We start from the raw sequence: 23279 nt of genomic DNA, 5'->3' as shown, positions 1-23279 counted from the left end.
GTTTTTAGGAAAGGCAGCGCAGCCAACATGCGCTGCTTCGATAGGATGGAACAGCATCATGGCTAGCGCGCCCGCCAACAATCTCCCCGTGTTTTACAACGACCTGCTCCCGCTCAGCAGCGTCGATCATGCGAGCTATCGCAGCCGCTCGGTGGAGTCCGCGCCCTTCCTCACGAAGCAGCATGCCGTTCCCCTGACCGTCGATGAATTCGTCGCGGCCCAACGGTTTGTGCCGATTATCTTCTCCGCCGGTGACGAAGCGGTGCCGCTGGCGCTGATGGGCCTGAACGAAGGCGTCAACACCTTCCTCGACGATGAAGGCAAGCTGCGCGGCCCCGCCTATGTCCCCGCCTATGTCCGCCGCTATCCTTGGATGCTGGCGAAGCTGCGCCCCGACACCGACGAACTGTCGCTCTGCTTCGATCCGACCAGCGAAGCGGTCGGCGAGTTTGAGGAAGGCCAGCCCCTTTTCGAAGATGGCAAGCCGACCGAACTCACTCAGGGCGTTCTCAAATTCTGCGAGGATTTCGAACAGGCTGCCGCGCGGACTGGCCAGTTCATGAAAGACCTGAAGGAACTGGACCTGCTGATGGACGGTGAAGTTGCCATCCAGGTGCCCGGCAACGATCAACCTTTCGTCTATCGCGGCTTTCGCATGGTGAACGAGGAAAAGCTGCGTGACATGCGTGGCGACCAGCTGCGAAAGATCAGCCAGAACGGCATGCTGCCCCTTATCTACGCGCATCTTTTCTCACTGCAGCTCATCCGCGAAGTTTTCGAGTCGCAGATCACGCAGGGCAAGGGACCCCTTCCCGTCCCGGCAACGCCACAAACTGCCGACGCCTGACGCTGCAAATTAACCTGCATCAATAATGCGATAGAAAAGCTTTTTGTCGGCCCCTTGAAACTGGGCTCGCCCTCCTTTATCTTTCGAACATACGGCGCACCTGCCCCCCTTTCGGGTGTGTCGTATGGGCGCCTCCCCCTTTTGGAGGCGTCTCCTCCCTGAACCTTGGCCACCCCATGTAATACATGGGGTGGTTTTTTATGGGCCGAACAAGGCAAGTGGTTTCGCTTGACGGCGAACCCCTCTCCCCCTAAACGCCACCGCCTGCCAGCCGCCCGTGCGGCCAAGGCCCCTTCGTCTAGCGGTTAGGACGCGGCCCTCTCACGGCTGAAACACGGGTTCGATTCCCGTAGGGGTCACCACCTGCCCATTTGGGCGCAGAATGCTGCGATTCAGCCTTTCTAGACCTCTCGCTGGTACAGCGAGATGAGAACGGCACAGATGGCACAGCCGGGGCGGCCCACGACAGACGCTTATTACCTCCGCAGACAGATCCCTGAGAACTTGCGCCATGCTTTCGGCACGTGGGCGGTGCACCACTCGTTTCAATCCAGATATGAAAAGTCGCCAATTCTGCTTGATGAGGCTTTGAAAGGTCGCGCCTCGGCAGGCTGACAATCTGTGAATTTTTATATTAAATTTATCGATCAGACCTTTGAATGTTCCGCGTGATTACCGCAGAATCGTCTTCATTGCTTTACTCTAAGTCCTTTTCAAAGCGGCAATCCCACATAATTTTCCGCGATAGCCGCCTGCGCCGCCTTGGAAGAGGCAATATAGTCCAGTTCGGCAACCTGCATTCGCCGGTCGAACGCATCCATTTCCGGAAAGCGGTGCATCAGCCGCGTCAGCTGCCAGGAAAATCGTTCCGCTTTCCAAATCCGCGCCAGCGCCTGCGGGGAATAGCCCACTATCGCATCCCCGTCCCCCCGCCGGAACCATCCGGTCAAGGCAGCCGAAAGATAGAATATATCCGACGCCGCGAGGTTCAGCCCCTTCGCTCCCGTCGGCGGCACGATATGCGCGCTGTCCCCCGCCAGCATCAACCGCCCATGCTGCATCGGCTCGAATACGAAGGATCGCAGCGGCGCGATCGACTTCTCCAATGCTGGCCCGCGCACCATCCGTGCACCCGCTTCAGGCCCCAGCCGCACGGCCAACTCATCCCACAGCCGATCGTCCGGCCAATCCTCGATCCGTTCATCCAGTGACACTTGAATATAATAGCGGCTGCGCGTCCCCGATCGCATGGACGCCAGCGCAAAGCCCCGTTCATGATTGGCATAGATCAGTTCGTCATCGCACGGTGGCACGTCCGCCAGGATGCCCAGCCAACCGAACGGATATAGCTTCTCATAGGCGGTCGCTACGCCAGCCGGTATGGCTCGCCGCGAAGGACCGTGAAAGCCGTCGCACCCGCAAATAAATTCGGCATCTATCCGTTCCTGCCGACCATCCTTGCGATAGGTCAGGTACGGCGCGTCGCTGTCAAAGTCATGCAATGCCACGTCATCCGCTTCGTAGACGATCTCCAGACCACGCCCGGCCGCCGCCTCCATCAGGTCGCGGGTAATCTCCGTCTGGCCATATACCATGACCTGCCGTCCGGTCAGGCCCGCGATATCAATGCGGATCGACCGCTCGCTACTGGCCAGGTGAAAGCCGTCATGGGGCAACCCTTCACGATGCATCCGTTCGCCAAGGCCCAGCCGGTCCATCAAGTCCGTCGTGGTCCGCTCCAGCACGCCTGCGCGGATGCGCCCCAGGACATAGCTGTCCGATGCTCGCTCCACCACGATGACCTCCAGCCCCTCCGCCCGAAGCAAATGGCCCAGCAGCAGCCCGGCAGGCCCCGCGCCTATGATGGCGACCTGTGTCTTCATGAAACCTCTCCCGCATCTGACGCCGTGCATGATGCGCGAGGCGACCCTTGCCGGACATGGGGGAACTGGCCTATGACTTGGATGATCCAGCAGCTTTTGATGGCGAACCATGGCCACTCCCATCCACAGTTTCTACCTCTACGGAGAGCCTCAGCGCAGCGTTGCGGAGGGCTTTGTCCATGTCGAAAGCCTGGACGATCGTTCCCGCCCCAGCGAGTGGACGATCCAGCCGCATCTCCATCGCGATCTCAACCATATCATCCTCATCGCCGAAGGCGGCGGATCGATGCGGGCGGATGGGGAAAGCGTCACCTTTGAAGCGCCCTGCCTGCTGCTGGTGCCAGCAGGGATCATCCACGGTTTTGCCTGGCACCGCGACTCGCGGGGCTGGGTGACGACTATCGCGGACAGCTATCTGCGCCACCTATTGGAGCGTGACGCCGACCTTCAACCGCTCTTCCGTGCGCCCCGCGCCATCGCCATACCCAGCGCCGCCGAAGTGGAAACCCGCATCGGCGCACTCGCCCGCGAGCTTGCATGGTCCGGCCCCGGACAACGCGCCGCCGTCGAAGCGCTCCTCCTCTGGCTCATGGTCCAGGCGTTACGCCACGCGGCCCTGTGCGACGCCAGCGCCAGCAGCGGCGGCCGCCAGGCCCGCCTCGTCGCCCGCCTGCGCGATCGGATCGAACTGCGTTTCCGCAAGCGGGAGCCTGTCGCTGCCCACGCCCGCGCGCTGGGCGTCAGCGAAACCGCGCTCCGCCAAGCCTGCGCCCACGCCGCAGGGCTCTCCCCTGCCGCCATGCTCGACGAGCGCGCCCTGCTCGAAGCCCGCCGCCTGCTCCTTTATTCCAACCTGTCGGTCGCGGAAGTCGGCTACGCGGTGGGTTTCGAGGACCCCGCGTACTTCTCCCGCTTCTTCGCCCGCCATACCGGCCGCTCACCCCGCGACTGGCGCGCCGCCCGGGGACGGGCTGTCATCGCCGGATAAGGCGAACCTCTCACCCCAGCTGCTTCTCCAACTCGCCCAGCACCCGGTAGCAGTCGAACACCTTCGCCACGCTCGAATTAGGCTCCCGCCCCTCGCGGATGGCGCTCACAAATTCCCGGTCCTGCAACTCGATCCCGTTCATCGACACGTCCACCTTCGACACGTCGATCGGCTCTTCCTTGCCGTTCACCAGATCATCATAGCGCGCGATATAGGTGCCCGTATCGCCGATATAGCGAAAGAAGGTCCCCAGCGGCCCGTCATTGTTGAAGCTCAGCGAAAGCGTACAGATCGCCCCGCTCTCGCTCTTCAACTGGATCGACATGTCCATCGCAATGCCCAGTTCGGGATGGATCGGCCCCTGCATCGCATGCGCGTCCACGATCCGCCCCGCCTGATAGGCGAACAGATCCACCGTATGCGCCGCATGGTGCCACAGCAGATGGTCGGTCCATGACCGCGCCTCACCCTTGGCATTGATGTTCTTGCGGCGGAAGAAATAGGTCTGCACATCCATCTGCTGGACGTTGAACGCGCCTGCCTTGACCTGCCGATGCACCCATTGATGGCTGGGGTTGAAGCGCCGCGTATGCCCGACCATGCAGGTCAGCCCCGTCTCTTCCTGCTTGCGCAATACTGCCTGCGCATCGGCCCAGCTATCGGCCAGCGGTATCTCAACCTGCACATGCTTGCCCGCATCCATGCAGGCGATCGCCTGTTCCGCATGCATCTGCGTCGGCGTGCACAGGATCACCGCGTCGACATCATCGCGCGCCAGCGTCTCGGCCAGCTCGGTCGTCGCATGCCCGATCCCATATTTTGCCGCGATCGCCTGCGTCGGCTCCAGATTGCGCCCGACCAGCGAAGTGACGGTCACGCCGTCGATATTCTTCAAACCATCCAGATGCTTTTCACCAAAAGCCCCCGCACCGGCCAGCGCGATCCTCATATTCTAACTCCTCATCTTACTGGCCGCGCGCTCTGGCTATCGCTGCATCAGCGCGCGCATCACCGTCATGAATTGCTGATAAGTCTGCCCCACATTGGCTGCGGACTGGCTATATGCCGGGTCTTGCCGATTGATACCGACGACCGGCCAATCCGCCTGGTGCAGCGCTGTCGCCGTCCGAAACTTGCCAAAGGCATCGCGAAACCGACGACTATCTTCATCGGACAGGTTCAGCTGCGCGTCCGCCTGGCACAATCGGTTGATCTGTTCCTGCAAGGTCCGCCGGGCCTGTAAATATTGCTTTTCCCAGCCCGGCTCCGCGCCGGTGGATAGCACCCCCAGCTGCTTATGCACCTGCTCCAGCCTGACCAATGCATCCTCGATGTCGGCGCGCGCCATCATCCATCCCTTCGATTGTCGTTATGAATCGTCGGGTTTCAACACCAGATGCCCGACCGCCGTATTGGATGCGGGAACATGATAATGGCGATGCAGCGGCGTGACCTTCCTGCCCAGCGCACCGCGCATGATCAGCCACATCACCATCTCGATCCCCTCCGATCCGGTTTCCCGCAGATATTCGATATGCGGGATGGCGCGCAACTGCCCATTATCTTCGGCACTTAACAGGTCCAGGAAGCGATTGTCCCATTCGGCGTTGATCAACCCGGCGCGCGGCCCCTGCAACTGATGGCTCATCCCGCCCGTGCCCCACACCTGCACGTTCAGATCCTCGGGGAAACTTTCCACCGCCCGCGCGATCGCCTCGCCCAGCAACCAGCAGCGATTGCCCGACGGCGGCGGATAGGTGACGACGTTGACGGCCAGCGGAACGACCTTCACCGGCCATTTATCAGGCTGATTGAACATCAGGCTCATCGGCACGGTTAATCCATGATCGACATCCATCTCGTTGATGATGGTCATGTCGAACTCGTCCAGGATCAGGCTCTGCGCGATGTGCCAGGCAAGGTCGGCATGCCCCTCCACATCGGGCACCGGCCGCGGCCCCCATCCCTCGTCGCAAATGCCGTAGCGGTCGGCACAACCAATCGCGAAGGTCGGAATGATCTTCATGTCGAAAGCGGACGCATGGTCATTATAGACCAGTATGACGACGTCCGGCTTTTCCTGCGCGATCCATTGCCGCGACCAATCGTAGCCCGCGAACAAAGGCGCCCAATAGGGCTCGCCCACTTTGCCATTGTCCATCGCCGCGCCGATCGCGGGCACATGGCTGGTCCCTACGCCAGCGGTAATGCGGGCCATCAACGTTTCTCCCTTATCGATCGCTGGCCTTCGGGTGATCGCCCTCCCGCAATCATCATGGCCTGATACTCTTCCGTGCTCATGCCGGTCATGGTTCCCACCGCCTGCAAAAAGGACATGCCGTCGGTCGAAAATACCTTGGCCAGGAAATAGATATTGCCGCCCAGATCCAGGCAACGATTATAGTCGCGATCCAAAATCGCCTGCCGCTGATCTTCGGTCATCGGCCATTCGTTCAGATAGGCGCGCTCGTCCGCCTTCCACCGTTCGCGATTATCGCCTTTCATCAGGCTCATCGCGAACTGGTTCATCCAATATCCCTGCCGCGCGCGCTTTCCCGTATAGACGCGCGTGCCGGGGATATCGTCAAATTCGGCCAGATATTCATGGATATCAACGCTCATCCGCGGTTCTCCAGACAAGAAAAAATCCATCTTCCGCCTCGTCCTTCCACAGCAGGGACAGAAGATGGACCCACCCCCCAAGGGGCTACAAGGGGGGTGCGGTAGCTCACAGGCCGCGCGCCTTCAGTTGCGCGTCCAGACGCGGGAAGACGCGGCGGGCATTGCCCTCGAATATCGCGTGTCGTTCCGCATCGCTGATATCCAGCGCGTCGACATAGCGCTTGGTATCATCGAAATAATGGCCGGTCGTCGGATCGATCCCGCGCACCGCGCCGACCATTTCCGATCCGAACAGGATATTCTTGTTGTCGATCACATCGGCCAGCAGATCGACGCCCGGCTGATGATAGACGCAGGTGTCGAAAAAGATGTTGTTCATCAGATGCGTGTCCAGGCTCGGCTTCTTCAGCATGTCGGCCAGCCCCCGATACCGCCCCCAATGATAGGGCGCCGCCCCGCCGCCATGCGGAATGATGAAGCGCAGCGTCGGGAAATCCGCGAACAGGTCGCCCTCCAGCAACTGCATGAAGGCGATCGTGTCCGCCGCGATATAATAGCCGCCGGTCGCATGCATCGCCGGGTTGCAGCTGCCCGACACATGGATCATCGCCGGAACGTCCAGCTCGACCATCTTCTCGTAAAAGGGATACCAGTAACGATCGGTCAGCGGCGGATGCTGAAAATGCCCGCCGCCGGGATCGGGATTGAGGTTGCACCCAATAAAGCCCAGCTGCGTGACGCACCGTTCCAGCTCCGCGATGCTGTTGCCCATGTCGGCCTTTGGCGACTGCGGCAGCATGCAAACGCCAGCAAAAGTCTGGGGATACAGCCCCACCACCCGCGCGATCAGGTCATTGCACCGCATCGCCCACTCCCGGGCGACCTCCGCATCCCCAACATGCGGCGCCATCGCCGAAGCACGAGGCGAAAAGATCGTCAGGTCCGCGCCCCGTTCCTTGATAAGGCGCAACTGGTTGGACTCGATCGTGTCGCGGATCTCATCATCGCTGATCTCAGGATAAGGCGGCGCAGCAACGCCCGCCTTGAACGCCGCCTTCTGCTCCTCCCGCCAGGCATCATGCCCCTTGGGGAGCACGGTATAATGGCCATGGCAGTCGATAATCAGGCTCATTGCGTTCCTATCCTCATCCTTCTCACACCACCCATCCTTACCGTCATCCCAGCGAAAGCTGGGATCTCAGGCCTTCACCCACTTCACCAAGCCGTCACACCGGGCCTGACCCGGGGTCCCGCTTTCCATTCACGGGAGCCCGACCCAGCCAGCGAGACCCCGGATCAAGTCCGGGGTGACGAAGGGGATAAGCACCCCCATCAAATCTCGGTCACCGACAGCGACACTCCCTAACTCCCGTCATCCCAGCGAAGGCTGGGATCTCGTGCCTCCAGACCGAACCTCGGGCCGCCTGAGATCCCAGCCTGCGCTGGGATGACGAACTTCACTAAAGCTCGCAGTTCAGCCGCCGCCCAGCAAATCACACCACCTCAGACCGCAATCCCACCACCTCACCCCGCGCCAAAACCACCTCAAGCTTCCCGCTCAACCCCTCCGGCACATCGGCAACCCCAAGCGCCCCGATCGCCCGCTGCCGCTCCACCGCCCCACGCGTCATCGCAGCCCCGGTGCCCAGCGCCTCCAGCGTCTTCACCACCTCTTCCATCTCGGCAGCACGGCGCAGCCCGTGAACCAGCATCCGCTCCAGATTATAATCGGCCCGCTCGCCCCAAGGCCGCGACTTCTCGCTCGCATCCAGCGACGCCAGCACCTCGTCGCGCACGCCCGCCGCTTCCGCGGCCAGCACGCACTCAGCGGTCAGCGCCTCGATGCCCTTGACCATTACGGACCGGATCATCTTGATCGCGGACGCACGGCCCACCCCGTCACCGACAACGCGCACATTGGTAAAGCCCAACGCCTGCAACCGCGCTGCGGCCACTTCGGCCACTCCCCCGCTCAACAACAACGGCACGGACAGCGCCGCCGGGCGAACCGGTGCCATGACGGCCACGTCGACATATCGTCCGCCCGCCGCCTCGATTGTCCGCGCCGCTTCCTGCTTCGTCTGCGGCGCGACACTGTTCATGTCACAATAAATGGTGCCCGGCGCGATGCACTCCGCCGCCGCCTCGGCAACCGCCAATGCCTGATCCGCCGTCACCAGCGAAATCACCAATTCCACGCCGGAAAGCGCATCTTCCAGAAAGCGCGCGCCCAGCACATGGGCATCGGCATAGGTCGCTATCATCGCGTCAAGCACTGCGGCGTCTTCGGTCTTGCTGTCGAACACATGCGCCCGCGCGGCCCAGCCCCCTGCCAATGCAAAGGTCGAACCCGCCTCGCCAAATCCGATCAGACCGACTTCCTGCTCCATGCGCCAGGGGATGGCCCATCCCTGTCAGCGCCGCCAATCGAATCCCCGGCACCGTCATAAGTTTTTACGAACTTATGCCTTCAACTTCCTGATCGATCGCTGCCATGAAACATTGTTGCAAGCGGGTCGGGCGCCAATCCGCCCTGATGGTCAGCCCGATCATGCGGCTGATCGCGCCGGGCGCGGGACCGATGTCGATCACCATCCCGGCGTTCAGCTCCAGTGCCAGTTGATCGACCGACAGCATCGTCAGATAATCGCCGTTTACCAGCAGCTCGCGGATCGTCATCACCGATCCGCATTCGATCGGCACGGCAGGCAACTCGCCGCCCAGCGTCTCCACCATCTCCCGCCACAACTGCCGCAACGGCGTCCCTTCCGGCGGCAATATCCATGGGAAACGCCGCAAAGCATCGGCGTCCCATCCCCCCGCCAGTGGATGCCCTGCCCGCGCCATGATCGTCGGCCGATCCTCGAACAGGGGCTTTTGCACCAGGTCCTGCCCCACCGACGCATCGCGCAACGCGCCGATCATCATGTCGACCTCGCCGTCGCGCAGCGGCCCGACCAGTTCGGCGTGCGACCCTTCATAGATGCTGATATGCACATGCGGGAACTCGCGCCGGAACCGGCTGATCACGCGGGGCAGCAGCCTTGCGCGCGACAGCGGCATTGCGCCCACCACGACGCGCCCGCTCTCCTGCCCTTTCAGCGCCTCGATTTCTTCCAGCCCCGACCGCAATTCCGCCAGCGCCAGCCGCAACCGCCGCGCCAGCGCTGCCCCTGCGCTCGTCAGCGTCACGCCTCGCCCGCGCCGTTCCGCCAACCTGTATCCCATCGCGAGGCCAAGGTCGCCCACCGCCCGGTGCAGCGACGGCTCCGTCACGCCTGCCTCGGCCGCCGCCGCCGCATAGCTCCCCGCTCGGGCCAGCGCGACAAAGGCCCGTATCTGCGCCGCCGTCGCCCGGTTGCTACCAATCAGCCGCAACGCAGCCTCCAGCCGGGGGGCAAGTCTTGTCGCGGCTTCCGTAGGCGTCATGCCGCCCGGATGCCGCTCGAACAGCGACAGGCCCAGCTGCGCCTCCAATTTGGCGATCCCCTGCGTCACGGCAGGCTGCGTCAGATTGACCGCGCGCGCCGCCAGGCTGACGGTCCCCTGCGCGACCACGGCGGCGACAGCGGACAAGTGCCGGATATTGAACTGATCAGGTGACATCACGAACACTTAGCAAAAACTAATGCCAATCACATAGATCAAATTTGTTCAAACCGCTTTTTCTCGCCACTTCCTTCATGCTTTCGCCAAAGGAGCAAATCGCATGTCCGGCATCGTCGTCCAGAATATCGACCGGGCGGACCTTTCCATCATTGACGCCCTCGCCCATTGCGGCGTCGCCACCGTCCACGAATCCCAGGGCCGCACCGGACTCCTCGCGCCTTACATGCGCCCCATCTATCCCGGCGCCCGCATTGCCGGCAGCGCAGTCACCATCTCCGCCCCTCCCGGCGACAACTGGATGATCCACGTCGCAATCGAACAACTCCGCGAAGGCGACATCCTCCTCCTCGCGCCGACCAGCCCCTGCACCGACGGCTATTTCGGCGACCTCCTCGCAACCTCAGCCCAGGCGCGCGGCTGTCGCGGCCTCGTCATCGACGCAGGCGTCCGCGACATCCGCGACCTCACCCAAATGAACTTCCCCGTCTGGTCGAAGGCCGTCCATGCCCAAGGCACGATAAAGGCGACGCTCGGCAGCGTGAACGTTCCCGTCGTCTGCGCCAACGCCCTCGTCAATCCGGGCGACATCATCATCGCCGACGATGACGGCGTCTGCATCGTCCCCCGCGCCAACGCCACCGCTGTCCTCGAAAAGGCCCAGGCCCGCGAAGCCGCCGAAGAAGCCAAGCGTGTTCGCCTGGCTGCTGGCGAACTCGGTCTCGACATCTACAACATGCGGCCGCGCCTTGAAGAAATGGGTCTCAAATATGTCTGACTCCGCCCGTGTCATGTGGATGCGCGGCGGCACGTCAAAGGGCGGCTATTTCCTCGCCGAGGACTTGCCCGCCGACCCCGCCGCTCGCGACAGCTTTCTCCTGCGCATCATGGGCTCGCCCGATCCCCGTCAGATCGACGGTATGGGCGGCGCCGACCCACTGACGAGCAAGGTGGCCGTGGTCAAAAAGTCGGCGCGGCCCGGCGTCGATGTCGACTATCTCTTTCTCCAGGTCTTCGTTGATCAAGCCATCGTCACCGACGCGCAGAATTGCGGCAACATCCTCGCTGGCGTTGGCCCCTTCGCCATCGAGCGGCGCCTTGTCGAAGCACGAGATGGGGAGACCCGCGTCGCCATCTACATGGAAAATACCGGCCAGACCGCGATTGCGACCGTGCAAACCCCGAGCCGTATCGTCCGCTATGACGGCGACGCGAAGATCGACGGAGTCCCCGGCACCGCTGCCCCTATCCCGCTGGAATTCCGCGACACCGCCGGTTCCTCCTGCGGCGCCTTGCTCCCAACCGGCAATGTCTTTGACGAGGTCGAAGGTGTTCGCGTCACCCTGATCGACAACGGGATGCCTTGCGTCGTCATGAAGGCGCGGGACTTGGGCATAACCGGCTATGAAGATCGCGACGCGTTGGACAAGGACACCGCCCTGAAGGCTCGCATCGAGAAAATCCGTCTCGCCGTTGGAGAACGAATGAACCTTGGCGATGTAAAGGAAAAGTCGGTGCCCAAGATGATGCTGGTAGCACCCCCGCGCCACGGCGGCGCGATCACGGTGCGCAGTTTCATTCCTCACCGGGCTCATGCATCGATCGGCGTACTGGGCGCGGTCAGCGTCGCCACCGCCTGCCTCATTCAAGGCACGCCAGCCGCAGAGCTTGCCGCCATTCCCGATGACAGGATCAAAAGCCTTTCGGTAGAACATCCGACAGGCGAAACCACCTGCGTCATGGAACTGGACGATCAGGGCCAGGTCGTCAGCGCCGCATTGCTGCGCACCGCCCGAAAGCTGATGGACGGAGAGATTTTTGCATGACGGATCGTGTTGTCAGCTGGCACTCCACTCCGTCAGTGCCTCGCTTCACGCCACCCCCGGGCGCAGTCGATGCGCATTGCCATGTCTTTGGACCAATGGCGCGGTTTCCATTCAGTCCCAAGGCGAAATATCTTCCAGAGGACGCAGGGCCGGATATGCTCTTCGCGCTTCGGGACCGGCTTGGTTTCTCCCGCAACGTCATCGTCCAGGCGAGTTGCCACGGAACGGATAATGCCGCGACCCTTAATGCGATAGCGCAGTCAAACGGCAAGGCGCGCGGCGTCGCGGTGGTTGACCCGGAAATCAGCGACGCAGAACTCGAAACGCTGCATGAAGGCGGCATCCGCGGAGTGCGGTTCAACTTCCTCAAGCGCCTCGTCGATGACGCGCCGAAGGACAAGTTCCTCGAAGTCGCCCGCCGCATCCAGCCGCTTGGATGGCATGTGGTCGTCTATTTTGAGCCCGACCTTCTGGAAGAACTGCGCCCTTTCCTGGACGCCATTCCCACCCTCATCGTCATCGATCATATGGGTCGTCCGGACGTCACCCAAGGGCCGGACGGCATCGACATGCTCGCTTTTCGCGCCCTGCTCGACAGCAGGGACGACATCTGGACCAAGGTCACATGTCCCGATCGGTTAGACCCGCAAGGTCCCCCGTGGGACGATTTCGCAAGAACCGTCGTTCCTCTGGTCACGGATTATCCGACCCGGGTGCTTTGGGGCACCGATTGGCCGCACCCGAACATGGAAAAGGCAATTCCAGACGACGGCGCGCTGGTCGATATGATCCCCCGCATCGCGCCCACCGCCAGCCTCCAGCATCGTCTGCTCGTCGCCAATCCCACCCGGCTGTACTGGCCCGAGGAAATGGCTTTTGATTAGTTTACAGCCGAAATGCTCAATGGGAGCCGGTTCTTAAAAATCGCAGTCTTGATCCGGGGAAGTCCCCATGCGCGCGCCCTTACGGCGCTGCTTCCTAGTCCCAACTTTTGTGCTCTCCTGTCCGCGCAAGCCCGGACGCGCCGATCTATCCTGACAGCGAAAAACGGCCCGACGACGGGTTGAATAATGCGGAGAGGCAGATGTTCCTTAAGAATTGCTGGTATGTAGCCGCTTGGAGCAGCGAGATCGGGCGCGCCCTGCTGGAACGTCAGATCTGCAATGAATCGATCGTCTTCTACCGCACGGAAAATGGCGATCCGGTCGCTCTCGGCAATGTCTGCCCGCACCGCTTTGCCCCACTAAGCGCCGGAAAGCTGATCGGCGATGATGTCCAGTGCGGTTATCATGGCTTCCGTTTCGGCACCTCCGGCGGCTGTACGCGAACGCCGCTGATCGATGGCATCATCCCGGCAAAGATGCGGGTGAAGCGCTATGCCGTGGTTGAACGCTACGACATGATCTGGCTGTGGCTCGGCGATGCGGATCATGCCGACGAAAGCACGATCCCCGATTTTTCCTGCAACAATCACCCGTCCTTCCGCCGGATCGAAGGCATGATGGAGGTCGCGGCCAACTACGAGCTGATCAGCGACAACCTGCTCGACCTGACCCATGCCGAATTCGTGCATGAAGGCGTTTTGAACAGCGAGGCGCTGACTCGCAGCAAGTTGGAGACGCTCCAAAGCGGCACCACGGTCTGGTCCAACCGCTGGGCGCATGACGGCGCAGCGCCGCCCGCCTGGGCCGCCGCTTTCGACAATTATGCGGAGAATGTCGATCATTGGGCCTATATGCGCTGGGACCCGCCGGGCAACCTGCTGCTCGACGTCGGCGTAACCCCGGTGGGCAAGACGCGGGATGAGGGCGTTTGGCTCTATGGGTGCGACCTGTTGACGCCCAAGGATGCGACCTCCAGCTGGTATTTCTGGTCCTTCGCGCGCAACTACAAGGTGGACGATCCGTCGGTCGACGAGATGTGGCGCGCCGCGATCGAGATCGCCTTCGTCGGGCAGGACAAGCCGATCCTGGAAGAACAGCAGCGCATGATGGGGACCCGGACGCTCGATGAGATGGGACCGGTCATGGCGTCAGCCGACGTCGCGGCAACCCGCGCCCGCCGGATCATGAAGAAGCTGATCGCCGACGAGGCGCAAGGCGCCCTGCCGCAGCCCAGCGCGGAATCGCCGCTCGACCTGCTGACGCGAAAGGCTGGCACCCGGCTGCCGGTCGAACCTGTGGTCTGAGGTCATGGCAAAGCTGGCTGATGGGCTGACGCTCGAAATCACCGGACGCGTGCTGCTGGCTCCGGATATCGTGCGGATCGACCTCGGGCGGGCCGACGGCGGCGAGCTACCGCCCTTCGCGGCAGGGGCACATATCGACGTCGTGGTGGATGAAGGATTGGTGCGGCAATATTCGCTGTGCAACGATCCGGCAGAGCGGCACCGCTACCAGATCGCGGTGCTGCGCGAACCGCAATCGCGGGGCGGATCGGCTCGGGTGCATGACGCGTTCCATCCGGGGCGACAGGTAAATGTCGGCACGCCGCGCAACCTGTTCGCGCTCGCCAAAGGAGGCAGCCGCCACATATTGATCGGCGGGGGCATTGGCATCACCCCAATCATGTCCATGGCGGCGGCGCTGGCGAGCGAAGGGAAGTCTTTTGACTTGCATTATTGCTGCCGGAACCCGGAAAACGTCGCCTTCGGCAGCGCCGTGGACGCGGCGGGCGGACGCACCTATTTCAGTCGGCATGATGGATCGCCTCGCTTCGATCCGGCGGCTGCGCTTGGGTCGCCCGGCCCAGACACCCATGTTTATGTGTGCGGCCCGGCAGGCTTCATGAACGCCGTGCGGGACGAGGCTCAACGGCTTGGCTGGGCGGATGCCAGCATCCATCGTGAACTGTTCGAAGCCGCCGAACCGCTGGTACAAGCAGGCGACCAGCCCTTCGATGTGCGCATTGCCAGCACGGGCGCGACCTTTTCGATCGCACCCGGCGCGTCGGTTGCCAGCATTCTGGCCGATGCGGGGATCGACGTCCCGATCAGTTGCGAACAAGGCGTGTGCGGCACTTGCGTCACCGGCGTGCTGGAAGGGGCGCCGGACCATCGCGACAGCTATCTGACCGACGAGGAACGGGACGAAGGAAAGCTCTTCACCCCCTGCTGCTCTCGGTCGCTATCGCCGCTGTTGCTTCTCGACCTTTGAACTAACGTCCTTGTGGCGCGCCCCCGCTTTTCCCGTTATCGTCGCGGCCGAACGCGCGATCGACGGCGCGGGAAGGAGACGGACTGCGGGTGAATGGCCCCGGCTATCACGTATCGACCGCCGCGCTGGACGGCCTGCCCGCCTTTGACCATTGGCACGGGCAGGTGCAAGCGCATGTGACGCCCATCGACATTCGCGTGCCGGATCGCGCTACATTCCGCGGCGAGTTGCGCCAGCAGCATATCGGCGACGTGCAATTCTCCGTCATCAACGCGACCAGCCAGGAAGGCGTGCACGACGCCAGCGGGCGCCACGGCGCCTCGCCGCGCTTCGACCTTGTCTATATGCGCAGCGGCGGCATCACCCTGCGTCAGAACGGGCGCGAAGCCACGCTGGGCGCGGGCGAGGCCCTGTTGTTCAGCCATCTCGATAATTTCAGCTTTGTCACATCCGCATTTTCGGAAGCCTATCTGGTCGCCCTGCCCAGTGCCTGGATCGAACGCTGGCTGGCCGATCCCTATGCCTGCACCATCCGCCCGCTGATCGGATCATCGCCATGGGGCGCCGCGATCGACGGGCTGTTGCACAGCGTCGCCCATGCCGTGGAGGAAGGACGGCCCCTGCCCGCTCACCTGATCGCTGACCAGCTTGGCGGCTGCCTCGCGCTGATGTGCGATGGGATGGCGGGCGAGGAAACCACACATCGCCGCCGCCTGATGCACCAAATCCGCCGGACGCTGGCCAGCGGCTTCGCGGACCCGGACCTGACGCCTGCGGCCATCGCCGCGCAGCATGGGATCTCAGTCCGCTATCTCCACAGCCTGTTCGCCGCGACGGGCAGCAGCGTCGGGCGCGAACTGCGCACGATCCGCTTGGGTCGCGTCCGCGCAATGCTGGAGGACAGGGCGTGCCGCAGCCTGACCGTCAGCGAAATCGCTTATGCGTGCGGCTTCAATGATCCAGGCTATCTCGCCCGCTGTTTCGCGCAGGAATTTGGGCGTTCGCCGACGTCTTTTCGGAAGGGATGACTAGGGATTTGGGTGTCTCCCCGCCCTACCCGCCCTTCACTTCGACATCGATATCGTGACCGACGCCATACCCGAGGGCAGCGCGCGGGGTTTGTCGATCACTACCTCGGCCTGCCGCACATGGTCGAAAGCGAGGCAGGATCGCGCCAGTTCCGCGCCGAACGTCTCGATCAGCCCGATGCGCTTTTCCGCCAGCATCCGCGCCAGTTCATGGACGCGGCGATAGTCGATCGTCGCGCCCAGCATGTCCTCCGTCACCGGATCGACCAGCAGCGTGATGCTGACCACCAGCGGCTGGAACGTGCCGATCTCGTCCGGGTTGATACCGATGTCCGCCATCAGCGGCAGGTCGCGCACGGCGACCCGCGTGGTGGAGCAGGACTCAGCCAAGAGCCGCCGCCCGCTTCGCCGCCTGCACCGTATTGGCAAGCAGGCAGGCGATGGTCATCGGCCCCACCCCACCCGGCACCGGCGTCACAGCTCCGGCATGGCCAAGCTCATCAAAGGCGCAATCGCCCACCAGCTGTTCCTTTCCATGCTCGTCGATCACGCGGGTGATGCCGACATCGATCACGATCGCGCCGGGCTTCACCCAATCCCCCCGCACAAGGCGCGGACTGCCGGCGGCGGCAACAACGATGTCAGCCATGCGCACCATGTCGGCCAGGCCCTTCGTCGCGACATGCGTGACGGTGACCGTGCATTCGCGTTCCAGCAGCAGCATGGCGACAGGCTTGCCGACGATGTTGGACTTGCCGATCACCACGGCGTTGAGGCCGCGATAGTCATCCACCACCGTGTCGAGCAGGCGCATGCAGCCGAGCGGCGTGCACGGCACCAGCCCACCAATTCCGGTCGATAGCCGCCCGACATTGACGGGGTGGAACCCATCCACATCCTTGGCCGGATCGATCGCGTCCAGCACCCGCGTCGCGTCGATCTGGCGAGGGAGAGGCAGCTGCACTAATATGCCGTGGACGCTCGGATCGACGTTCAGCAACCCGATCAGCGACAGCAACTCGGCTTGCGCGATGGAAGCGTCCAGCCGATGCTCGATCGACCGCATGCCCGCTGCTTTCGTCTCCTTGACCTTGCGGCGGACATAGACCTGGCTTGCCGGGTCCTCGCCCACCAGCACGACGGCGAGCGTCGGCAGTATCCCGGTTCGCGCGTGCAGCTCGGCCGCCTGGCGCGCCGTCTCCGCGCCGATCGTGCGGGCGAGCGCCTTGCCGTCGATGGTCCGGGCCACGCGCGGATCAGTTGCGGAAAACGACTGTGCGGCTGTCATTGACCAATACCCTGTCTTCCAGATGATAGGCGACCGCCGTCGCCAGCACGCGCCGTTCGATGTCGCGGCCCTTGCGAACCAGATCGTCGGGGCTGTCGGCATGGCTGATCCGCTCGACATCCTGATGGATGATCGGCCCTTCATCGAGGTCGGCGGTCACATAATGCGCGGTCGCGCCGATCATCTTGACGCCGCGCGCATGCGCCTGATGATAAGGCTTGGCGCCCTTGAAGCCGGGCAGGAAGCTGTGATGGATGTTGATGCAGCGGCCAGACAGATAAGCGGCGAGATCGTCCGACAATATCTGCATGTAGCGCGCCAGAACGATCAGTTCCGCGCCGGTATCCTCGACTACCGCCTTGATCTGCGCTTCCTGCTGCGCCTTCGTGTCTTTGGTGACGGGCAGGTGATGATAGGGAATATCGCCGATCATCGTGGTGTTCAGCGCGGCCATCGGATGGTTGGACACGATGCCGACCACATCCATCGGCAGTTCGCCGATGCGGTGGCGGTAGAGCAGGTCGCCCAGGCAATGGTCGAACTTCGACACCAGCAACAGCACCCGCCGCCGCTCCGCCGCATCGCGCAGGCTCCATTCCATGCCATGGTCGTCCGCTACCGGCTGAAACGCTGCGCTCAGCTTGCCGATGTCATTCCATGGCTCCGCCAGTTCGGCCACAACGCGCATGAAGAACAGCCCGCTTTCGCGATCGTCGAACTGCTGGGCTTCAAGGATATTCCCGCCATGCGAGGCCAGGAAGGCGGCGACGGTGGCGACCAGTCCCGGCCGGTCGGCGCAGGACAAGGTGAGGATGCAGGTCTGGGTCAATCGATCCCCCTATGGATGATGTGCGTCAATTCTGGTTTGATCGGTGTTGCCCAATCCACTCCGCCGTCCGCGCCAGGCCGCCGAAAGGATAGAAGTGCAGCCGCACGGGGCCGTGACCAGAATGCAGGCCAGCGGCGATGTCGCCCACCAGCCGGTCTGGGCCAGCAGCGCCCAGCAGTCGCGACAGGGAAATACCGTATTTGGCCAGCACCGACGCAGACGCGCCGACCCCGCAATGGGCAGCAAAGCGCAGCAGCGTCTTGATCCCCGCTGGCCCCGGCACACCGATCCGCACCGGCGCATCGATGCCCCGCCGCCGCAGTTCGAGCAGCCAGTCGAGTACTGGAGCAGCATCGAAGCCGAACTGCGTGACGATCAGCGGGGCCATGCCGCGATCCGACACCTCCACGCACTTCGCCAAAAGTGCGCTCCACCGGGCCTCTTCGTCCATCACCGGATGACCTTCCGGGTGCCCCGCAATCCCGATCGCCTTCACGCCATGCGTTTCGAACAGGCCGGTGCGAAGCAATGAAAGCGCATCCTCGAACGGCCCCGCAGGAACAGGAGGATCGCCCGCCACCACGAACATGCGGCGCACGCCCGCTTCCTCGACCGAGCGGCGAACCGTCTGTTCCAGCTCCTCGTAGGACCCGATCCGCCGCGCCGACAGATGCGACATGGGTTCAAAGCCAAAGTCACGGACCAGCTTCGCCGCGTCGATCCGCGCATCGATCGTCTCGCCCGGCAGGAAAGTGATGGCGATGGGCGTTTCCGGCGCCAGCATCGACGCGGCAGAACGCAGGGCGTCGCAATCCTTGGCCGTGATCTCGATCGAATAGCCATCGGTGATCCGCTTGGGGATATGCTGTTCCCAGTTCGGGTGGATCGTCGCCGCGCCCGCCATGACCGCTCTCCTGAAGTGTTTGGGCTTTGTCGAGCAGCGTCGGCCGCTCGATCTTTTTGCCATTTCTTCTCTAGCGCCTTTCCGTTAATTCGTATATAGGAAATTTCACGAATACGAATTAAGGCGATTTCATCGTGTCCGCTTCCACCGCAAATCTTGTCCTTCTGCCCGGCCTTCTTTGCGATTCCCGTGTGTTTGCCGCGCAGCTGGATCGTTTCCCCGACGCCTTGGCAATCGATGGCTTTGGCGCGTGTGGCAGCATCGCGGAGATGGCGCAGCGCGTGATCGCCTCTGGCCCCGAGAAGATGGCGCTGCTCGGCCATTCCATGGGTGCGCGGGTCGCGCTGGAGGTTATGCGCCTTGCCCCTGAGCGCGTGGAAAAGCTCGCTCTGATTAGCACCGGCACACACACCGTCCGTGAAGGAGAGGCAGAGAAGCGCCACAACCTGCTGGCGCTCGGCCGGGCGGAGGGCATGGCCGCACTGGTGGACCGCTGGCTTCCCCCCATGGTCGCGCCCACCCGCCGCGCCGATCAGGAGTTGATCGCACCGCTGCACCTCATGGCGACGCAGGCGGGCGTCGACACCTATGAGGCGCAAATCACCGCCCTTCTCGGCCGCCCGGAGGTCGAATCGCTGCTGCCCAACATCGCCTGTCCGACGCTGGTCGCGGTGGGCGAGGATGATGAGTGGAGTCCGCCCGAACAGCACCGCTCCATCGCTGCACGCATCCCCGGTGCGCACCTCAAGATCATCGCCAAGGCGGGCCACATGCTACCCGCCGAGGCGCCTGATGCCCTTAACGAAGCCATAGCCGACTGGCTGGAAATGCCCGCCGGTTCCAACATCATGATGGGAGACGATGAATGACTGAAAGCCTGCAAAATCTGCTCGAAGGCAAGGGTGACCTCGTTCACTTCCTGCGCAACCAGCAGACCGGACCCAACGCCTATCCGGGCGTTCCGGCGGAATATTCCAACTGGCGCAACGAACAGACCGCATGGGCGCAGAAGGCCGTGCTGTTCAACCAGTCCTATCACATGGTCGATTTGGAAGTCAGCGGGCCGGACGCCTTCGCAATGCTTAACCATCTCGGCATCAACAGCTTCAAGGGCTTCATCCCCGATCGCGCCAAACAGTGGGTGCCGGTCACGCCCGACGGCTATGTCATCGGCGACGTGATCCTTTTCTACCTTGAGGAAAACCGCTTCAACCTAGTCGGCCGTGCCCCCGCCATTGAGTGGGTGGAATACCACGCCCAGACCGGCAAGTGGAACGTCACCGTCGAACGCGATGAGCGCACCGCCGTTCGTCCGGACCCCGAAAACCGCAAGTCCTATCGCTATCAGCTGCAAGGACCGAACGCGATGCAGACGCTTGAGGCGGCGATGGGAGAGACCCCGCCCGACCTCAAATTCTTCCACATGACCACGCTCGACATTGCAGGGTGCAAAGTCCGCGCTCTGCGTCACGGCATGGCGGGCCAGCCCGGCTATGAGCTGTTCGGCCCCTGGGCGGAACGCGAAACCGTGCGCCAGGCACTGATCAAGGCGGGCGAACCCTTCGGCCTGACGCTGGTGGGTGGCCGCACCTATTCGTCGAACACGCTTGAATCGGGCTGGATCCCCTCCCCGCTGCCCGCCATCTACAGCGGCGAAGCGCTCAAGCCCTATCGCGAATGGCTGACCGCCAACTCCTACGAAGCCAAGGCGTCGATCGGCGGCAGCTATGTTCCCGACAGCATCGATGGCTATTATCTGACGCCATGGGATCTTGGCTATGGTCCGTTCGTCAAGTTCGACCATGACTTTATCGGCCGCGAAGCGCTGGAGAAGATCGCGGCCGGACCGCATCGCAAGAAGGTGACGCTGGCGCTGGACAGCGAGGATGTCGCCCGTGTCATCAGCTCCGCCTTCCAGAAGGGCGACCGCGCGAAATATTTCGAATTTCCCTCGGCGGTCTATTCGATGCACCCCTATGACGCGGTGCTGGTCGATGGCAAGCAGGTTGGCCTGTCCACCTGGGTCGGTTACAGCGCCAATGAAGGCCGGATGCTGACCCTGGCAATGCTGGACGCCGAATATGCGGAGCCGGGCACGAAGGTGACGCTGCTGTGGGGCGAACCCGATGGCGGCACCAGCAAGCCGACCGTCGAACCGCACATCCAGGTCGAAATCCACGCCACTGTCAGCCCCGCTCCCTATTCCGAAGTCGCGCGCGACAGCTACGCGGATGGCTGGCGGACCCGCAAGACCGCCTGATCATCCAACCGGCGGGGCGTTTTCTCCCTGGCGCCCCGCCGGATTTTTTAAGGGGCAGTGCTGCTGTGCTCCTGCGAAGGCAGAAGCCTAGTTCATCGCTTGGACCTGAGCTCCTGCCTTCGCAGGAGCACGACCTCACCCGTTTGCCCTGAGGGCGAACGGCGCCGGGATCAGCGGCATATTTCAGGCAATATCGAACAAAGCCGCCGTCCGCGTCAGCGCGGACACCACGCGCCGGTCAAGTTCCTCATCGAAACGCACTACCGGCACGGCGACGCTGAACGCCCCGGCCACTTCCCCATCCGCGCGCGCCACATAGGCCAAGCCGTAGATGCCGGGCGTGCTTTCTTCCCGTGTGCGCGCCACGCCCGTCTGCCGCACCAGCCTGATCTCCTGCCGCAGGGCGTCAGCGTTCGTGATCGTTGTGGGAGTCAGCGCCTCACGACGGCTTTCCTCCAGATAGCATTCGAACTCTTCGTCCGGCAGCGCCGCCAGCAAGGCCTTGCCCGCCGAAAAGCAGTGAAGCGGCGTGCGGCGGCCGGTATGCACGGCATAGCGCAGCGCATGGTCGCTTGTCTCGGTGACCAGCGCCTCCATCTCCCACCCTTTGCGCACGAAAAAGGAACTGGTTTCGTTCAGCTGGACGCGGAGCGACCGAACAAGTGGCGCGGCGCGTTCAGCGAGCGAGAAGGCGGGTGCTGGCCCTTGCAGGCGGGCTAGCCCCGGGCCCGGGTTGTAGCGTCGCCCTTCGCGTTGCAGATAGCCACGCTCCGTCAGCGTCGCGAGCAGGTAGGACAGGCTGCTGACCGGGATCGACAGCGCCTGCGCGATCTCCTGCGCCACTAGTGGGCGGCGGCACGACACGACATATTCGATGATGTCGATCGTGCGCATGGCGGATTTGACGGTGGGCGATAGCGTCTGTTCGTTCATTGCCCGACTTTAGCATCAGGAATGAAATGGCATAGCCTCACGCTGAAAAGATGAGCGAACCCCTTCGCTCCAGGAAACGCCATCCTCCAGTGGTGCGGATGAACCTGTCCTTGAATGATCCCACCAAGGGCGTGCCTGGGCCGACGAACAACAGCATAGCGCTTTCGCCTGTGGCCTCATCTGTGCTGAGTATGTCGATCACGACATTGGCGCAGACATGGCGGGTGATACGCGGCGGGCGGGCGAGGAAGGCGGCCAATATAGCTTCGCGGCCAACAATCGGCTGATCGGGCGCGGTTGGCCTGGATAACCGGCCATCATCCGTGAACAAGTTGGCTGCGGCTTCCCATTTCGCCGCATCGTTCAGATTGGCATAGTGATGGACGAGCCGAGTACAGTCCCACTCGATTGCGCGGCGCTGGTCCGGGGCTGGGAAGCTCATGAGGTCTTCGGCGCCGCGGCCTGTGCGGCTTTGCGTGGCAGGGGCCTGCTCTTGGTCATTTTTCAATCCATCCGCCGGGAGGCGGGCTGCTCCTCCCGGCGGACGCCACCGCTCAGAGGTAGAGTTGCGGGTTGATGGGCAAGTTATTTTCCCGGCAGTAGCTCTCATAATGGTTGATGAACCACCATACGTCGGCCGTCTCCACGAACTTGCCATCCTCGTCGTAGAATTCGATCGGCCCCTGCATCCATCCCCACAGCTTGCCACCCTGGGGATGCTCGCTGACCAGTGTGTGCCGTTCGCCGGGCACTTCCAGGAAGAAGTCGCCTGGGCCTGCGACCCAATCATGCTCCAGATAGCGCAGGCTGCCTTCCAGGCACATCATAACCAGCCGCCCGCGATGCTTGTGGGTGCCTACGACGCCTGGTCCCTTCAGCCAGAGCACGTTGCAATAGATGTTCTGGCGGACGTCGAAGGCCAGGTGGCGAATGGCGGCGTTGGGGCCAAAGGGCACCCAAGGACTTTCCGCCTCCGACGGCCCGATGAAGCTGCCTTTGACGCCATGCGCCTCAATCACATGAGACAGGTTTTCGGGCACATCGACGATCTTGAAGGCGGTCGATGGGGGGGCGGTCATTACAGTGGACATGATGATGCGATCCTGTTTC

The 23279-nt window shown here is 62.9% G+C and carries 25 protein-coding genes and 1 tRNA gene; 11 read left to right on the top strand and 15 right to left on the bottom strand.

Annotation, left to right across the window (positions count from 1 at the left end; translation table 11 throughout):
* Window positions 1–58 precede the first annotated feature (58 nt).
* Window positions 59–847 carry a SapC family protein gene (locus tag ACZ5YV_RS02895; RefSeq protein ID WP_464788501.1) on the top strand — a complete coding sequence of 263 codons (789 nt, stop codon included), beginning with the start codon at window positions 59–61 and terminating at the stop codon, window positions 845–847.
* Between the two features lie 287 nt (window positions 848–1134).
* Window positions 1135–1209: transfer RNA gene (locus ACZ5YV_RS02890), tRNA-Glu, on the top strand.
* A gap of 351 nt (window positions 1210–1560) precedes the next feature.
* On the opposite strand, the gene pobA is transcribed toward ACZ5YV_RS02890, so the two are convergent.
* The gene (gene pobA / locus ACZ5YV_RS02885) at window positions 1561–2730 is read right to left on the bottom strand and encodes a 4-hydroxybenzoate 3-monooxygenase (protein ID WP_464788500.1); all 1170 of its coding nucleotides are present in this window, start codon (window positions 2728–2730) and stop codon (window positions 1561–1563) included.
* A gap of 109 nt (window positions 2731–2839) precedes the next feature.
* On the opposite strand from pobA, the gene ACZ5YV_RS02880 reads away from it, so the two are divergent.
* Window positions 2840–3718, top strand: coding sequence for a helix-turn-helix domain-containing protein (locus ACZ5YV_RS02880; protein ID WP_464788499.1), 879 nt, complete (start codon window positions 2840–2842; stop codon window positions 3716–3718).
* A 10-nt stretch (window positions 3719–3728) separates the two neighbouring features.
* On the opposite strand, the gene ACZ5YV_RS02875 is transcribed toward ACZ5YV_RS02880, so the two are convergent.
* From ACZ5YV_RS02875 to ACZ5YV_RS02845, 7 genes are all read right to left on the bottom strand, one after another.
* Window positions 3729–4667, bottom strand: a complete 939-nt coding sequence (locus tag ACZ5YV_RS02875; RefSeq protein ID WP_464788498.1) for a Gfo/Idh/MocA family oxidoreductase — start codon at window positions 4665–4667, stop codon at window positions 3729–3731.
* Between the two features lie 36 nt (window positions 4668–4703).
* Window positions 4704–5066: a hypothetical protein gene (locus ACZ5YV_RS02870; protein WP_464788497.1), complete on the bottom strand. Its 363-nt coding sequence runs from the start codon at window positions 5064–5066 to the stop codon at window positions 4704–4706.
* A 21-nt stretch (window positions 5067–5087) separates the two neighbouring features.
* Window positions 5088–5936 (bottom strand): class III extradiol dioxygenase subunit beta, encoded by an 849-nt coding sequence (locus tag ACZ5YV_RS02865; RefSeq protein WP_464788496.1) that lies wholly within the window; start codon window positions 5934–5936, stop codon window positions 5088–5090.
* Entirely contained in the window at window positions 5936–6340 is a 405-nt protein-coding gene (gene ligA, locus ACZ5YV_RS02860; RefSeq protein ID WP_404954720.1) for a protocatechuate 4,5-dioxygenase subunit alpha, read from the bottom strand. The genes ACZ5YV_RS02865 and ligA overlap by 1 nt, the downstream gene beginning before the upstream one ends.
* Before the next feature lie 106 nt (window positions 6341–6446).
* Window positions 6447–7472, bottom strand: a complete 1026-nt coding sequence (locus ACZ5YV_RS02855; RefSeq protein WP_464788495.1) for an amidohydrolase family protein — start codon at window positions 7470–7472, stop codon at window positions 6447–6449.
* Window positions 7473–7833: 361 nt separating this feature from the next.
* Complete coding sequence (locus tag ACZ5YV_RS02850) at window positions 7834–8730, bottom strand: NAD(P)-dependent oxidoreductase (protein WP_464788494.1); 897 nt, start codon at window positions 8728–8730, stop codon at window positions 7834–7836.
* Window positions 8731–8794: 64 nt separating this feature from the next.
* Window positions 8795–9946, bottom strand: a complete 1152-nt coding sequence (locus tag ACZ5YV_RS02845; protein WP_464788493.1) for a LysR substrate-binding domain-containing protein — start codon at window positions 9944–9946, stop codon at window positions 8795–8797.
* A gap of 103 nt (window positions 9947–10049) precedes the next feature.
* Here ACZ5YV_RS02845 and ligK point away from each other — a divergent pair, with 103 nt between their 5' ends.
* The 6 genes from ligK to ACZ5YV_RS02815 all read left to right on the top strand — a co-directional run bounded on the left by ligK (window position 10050) and on the right by ACZ5YV_RS02815 (window position 15955).
* Complete coding sequence (gene ligK, locus ACZ5YV_RS02840; RefSeq protein WP_464788492.1) at window positions 10050–10724, top strand: 4-carboxy-4-hydroxy-2-oxoadipate aldolase/oxaloacetate decarboxylase; 675 nt, start codon at window positions 10050–10052, stop codon at window positions 10722–10724.
* Window positions 10717–11772, top strand: coding sequence for a 4-oxalomesaconate tautomerase (locus tag ACZ5YV_RS02835; RefSeq protein WP_464788491.1), 1056 nt, complete (start codon window positions 10717–10719; stop codon window positions 11770–11772). The genes ligK and ACZ5YV_RS02835 overlap by 8 nt, the downstream gene beginning before the upstream one ends.
* The gene (locus tag ACZ5YV_RS02830) at window positions 11769–12656 is read left to right on the top strand and encodes an amidohydrolase family protein (protein WP_464788490.1); all 888 of its coding nucleotides are present in this window, start codon (window positions 11769–11771) and stop codon (window positions 12654–12656) included. The genes ACZ5YV_RS02835 and ACZ5YV_RS02830 overlap by 4 nt, the downstream gene beginning before the upstream one ends.
* A 200-nt stretch (window positions 12657–12856) precedes the next feature.
* Window positions 12857–13960 carry a Rieske 2Fe-2S domain-containing protein gene (locus ACZ5YV_RS02825; RefSeq protein WP_464788489.1) on the top strand — a complete coding sequence of 368 codons (1104 nt, stop codon included), beginning with the start codon at window positions 12857–12859 and terminating at the stop codon, window positions 13958–13960.
* Between the two features lie 4 nt (window positions 13961–13964).
* Complete coding sequence (locus ACZ5YV_RS02820; protein ID WP_464788488.1) at window positions 13965–14927, top strand: PDR/VanB family oxidoreductase; 963 nt, start codon at window positions 13965–13967, stop codon at window positions 14925–14927.
* An 89-nt stretch (window positions 14928–15016) separates the two neighbouring features.
* A complete protein-coding gene (locus ACZ5YV_RS02815) occupies window positions 15017–15955 on the top strand; it encodes a helix-turn-helix domain-containing protein (RefSeq protein ID WP_464788487.1) in 939 nt (312 codons plus the stop codon).
* A gap of 36 nt (window positions 15956–15991) precedes the next feature.
* Here ACZ5YV_RS02815 and ACZ5YV_RS02810 read toward each other — a convergent pair whose 3' ends face one another.
* From ACZ5YV_RS02810 to ACZ5YV_RS02795, 4 genes are read right to left on the bottom strand one after another with little or no spacing between them, the layout of a single operon-like run.
* Entirely contained in the window at window positions 15992–16345 is a 354-nt protein-coding gene (locus ACZ5YV_RS02810; RefSeq protein ID WP_196226803.1) for a dihydroneopterin aldolase, read from the bottom strand.
* Entirely contained in the window at window positions 16338–17243 is a 906-nt protein-coding gene (locus tag ACZ5YV_RS02805; RefSeq protein ID WP_464788486.1) for a bifunctional 5,10-methylenetetrahydrofolate dehydrogenase/5,10-methenyltetrahydrofolate cyclohydrolase, read from the bottom strand. The genes ACZ5YV_RS02810 and ACZ5YV_RS02805 overlap by 8 nt, the downstream gene beginning before the upstream one ends.
* Window positions 17212–18072: a formyltetrahydrofolate deformylase gene (gene purU, locus ACZ5YV_RS02800; protein ID WP_464788485.1), complete on the bottom strand. Its 861-nt coding sequence runs from the start codon at window positions 18070–18072 to the stop codon at window positions 17212–17214. Before purU ends, ACZ5YV_RS02805 begins: the two co-directional genes overlap by 32 nt.
* 25 nt (window positions 18073–18097) lie before the next feature.
* Entirely contained in the window at window positions 18098–18976 is an 879-nt protein-coding gene (locus ACZ5YV_RS02795) for a methylenetetrahydrofolate reductase (RefSeq protein WP_464788484.1), read from the bottom strand.
* Between the two features lie 134 nt (window positions 18977–19110).
* Here ACZ5YV_RS02795 and ACZ5YV_RS02790 point away from each other — a divergent pair, with 134 nt between their 5' ends.
* Both ACZ5YV_RS02790 and desA read left to right on the top strand, forming a co-directional pair.
* The gene (locus ACZ5YV_RS02790) at window positions 19111–19845 is read left to right on the top strand and encodes an alpha/beta fold hydrolase (RefSeq protein WP_464788483.1); all 735 of its coding nucleotides are present in this window, start codon (window positions 19111–19113) and stop codon (window positions 19843–19845) included.
* The gene (gene desA / locus ACZ5YV_RS02785) at window positions 19842–21236 is read left to right on the top strand and encodes a syringate O-demethylase (protein WP_464788482.1); all 1395 of its coding nucleotides are present in this window, start codon (window positions 19842–19844) and stop codon (window positions 21234–21236) included. The genes ACZ5YV_RS02790 and desA overlap by 4 nt, the downstream gene beginning before the upstream one ends.
* Window positions 21237–21419: 183 nt before the next feature.
* Here desA and ACZ5YV_RS02780 read toward each other — a convergent pair whose 3' ends face one another.
* From ACZ5YV_RS02780 to ACZ5YV_RS02770, 3 genes are all read right to left on the bottom strand, one after another.
* Window positions 21420–22169 carry an IclR family transcriptional regulator gene (locus ACZ5YV_RS02780; protein WP_464788481.1) on the bottom strand — a complete coding sequence of 250 codons (750 nt, stop codon included), beginning with the start codon at window positions 22167–22169 and terminating at the stop codon, window positions 21420–21422.
* A gap of 37 nt (window positions 22170–22206) precedes the next feature.
* Window positions 22207–22611, bottom strand: coding sequence for a nuclear transport factor 2 family protein (locus ACZ5YV_RS02775; RefSeq protein ID WP_464788480.1), 405 nt, complete (start codon window positions 22609–22611; stop codon window positions 22207–22209).
* A 112-nt stretch (window positions 22612–22723) separates the two neighbouring features.
* Complete coding sequence (locus tag ACZ5YV_RS02770) at window positions 22724–23260, bottom strand: 2,4'-dihydroxyacetophenone dioxygenase family protein (protein WP_449471741.1); 537 nt, start codon at window positions 23258–23260, stop codon at window positions 22724–22726.
* Between the last annotated feature and the right edge of the window lie 19 nt (window positions 23261–23279).

The organism is Sphingobium sp. TomTYG46, assembly GCF_055396345.1.
This window is presented reverse-complemented; position numbering and strand designations above follow the sequence as displayed.

Bases quoted from the DNA above. Each gene is read 5' to 3' on its own strand.
- ACZ5YV_RS02870 (WP_464788497.1), bottom strand. From the start codon at position 5,066: ATGGCGCGCGCCGACATCGAGGATGCATTGGTCAGGCTGGAGCAGGTG.
- ligK (WP_464788492.1), top strand. From the start codon at position 10,050: ATGTCCGGCATCGTCGTCCAGAATATCGACCGGGCGGACCTTTCCATC.
- ACZ5YV_RS02855 (WP_464788495.1), bottom strand. From the start codon at position 7,472: ATGAGCCTGATTATCGACTGCCATGGCCATTATACCGTGCTCCCCAAG.
- ACZ5YV_RS02780 (WP_464788481.1), bottom strand. From the start codon at position 22,169: ATGAACGAACAGACGCTATCGCCCACCGTCAAATCCGCCATGCGCACG.
- desA (WP_464788482.1), top strand. From the start codon at position 19,842: ATGACTGAAAGCCTGCAAAATCTGCTCGAAGGCAAGGGTGACCTCGTT.
- pobA (WP_464788500.1), bottom strand. From the start codon at position 2,730: ATGAAGACACAGGTCGCCATCATAGGCGCGGGGCCTGCCGGGCTGCTG.
- ACZ5YV_RS02805 (WP_464788486.1), bottom strand. From the start codon at position 17,243: ATGACAGCCGCACAGTCGTTTTCCGCAACTGATCCGCGCGTGGCCCGG.
- ACZ5YV_RS02850 (WP_464788494.1), bottom strand. From the start codon at position 8,730: ATGGAGCAGGAAGTCGGTCTGATCGGATTTGGCGAGGCGGGTTCGACC.
- ACZ5YV_RS02865 (WP_464788496.1), bottom strand. From the start codon at position 5,936: ATGGCCCGCATTACCGCTGGCGTAGGGACCAGCCATGTGCCCGCGATC.
- ACZ5YV_RS02830 (WP_464788490.1), top strand. From the start codon at position 11,769: ATGACGGATCGTGTTGTCAGCTGGCACTCCACTCCGTCAGTGCCTCGC.
- ligA (WP_404954720.1), bottom strand. From the start codon at position 6,340: ATGAGCGTTGATATCCATGAATATCTGGCCGAATTTGACGATATCCCC.
- ACZ5YV_RS02875 (WP_464788498.1), bottom strand. From the start codon at position 4,667: ATGAGGATCGCGCTGGCCGGTGCGGGGGCTTTTGGTGAAAAGCATCTG.
- ACZ5YV_RS02895 (WP_464788501.1), top strand. From the start codon at position 59: ATGGCTAGCGCGCCCGCCAACAATCTCCCCGTGTTTTACAACGACCTG.
- ACZ5YV_RS02820 (WP_464788488.1), top strand. From the start codon at position 13,965: ATGGCAAAGCTGGCTGATGGGCTGACGCTCGAAATCACCGGACGCGTG.
- ACZ5YV_RS02825 (WP_464788489.1), top strand. From the start codon at position 12,857: ATGTTCCTTAAGAATTGCTGGTATGTAGCCGCTTGGAGCAGCGAGATC.
- ACZ5YV_RS02795 (WP_464788484.1), bottom strand. From the start codon at position 18,976: ATGGCGGGCGCGGCGACGATCCACCCGAACTGGGAACAGCATATCCCC.
- ACZ5YV_RS02880 (WP_464788499.1), top strand. From the start codon at position 2,840: ATGGCCACTCCCATCCACAGTTTCTACCTCTACGGAGAGCCTCAGCGC.
- ACZ5YV_RS02770 (WP_449471741.1), bottom strand. From the start codon at position 23,260: ATGTCCACTGTAATGACCGCCCCCCCATCGACCGCCTTCAAGATCGTC.
- ACZ5YV_RS02775 (WP_464788480.1), bottom strand. From the start codon at position 22,611: ATGAGCTTCCCAGCCCCGGACCAGCGCCGCGCAATCGAGTGGGACTGT.
- ACZ5YV_RS02845 (WP_464788493.1), bottom strand. From the start codon at position 9,946: ATGTCACCTGATCAGTTCAATATCCGGCACTTGTCCGCTGTCGCCGCC.
- ACZ5YV_RS02835 (WP_464788491.1), top strand. From the start codon at position 10,717: ATGTCTGACTCCGCCCGTGTCATGTGGATGCGCGGCGGCACGTCAAAG.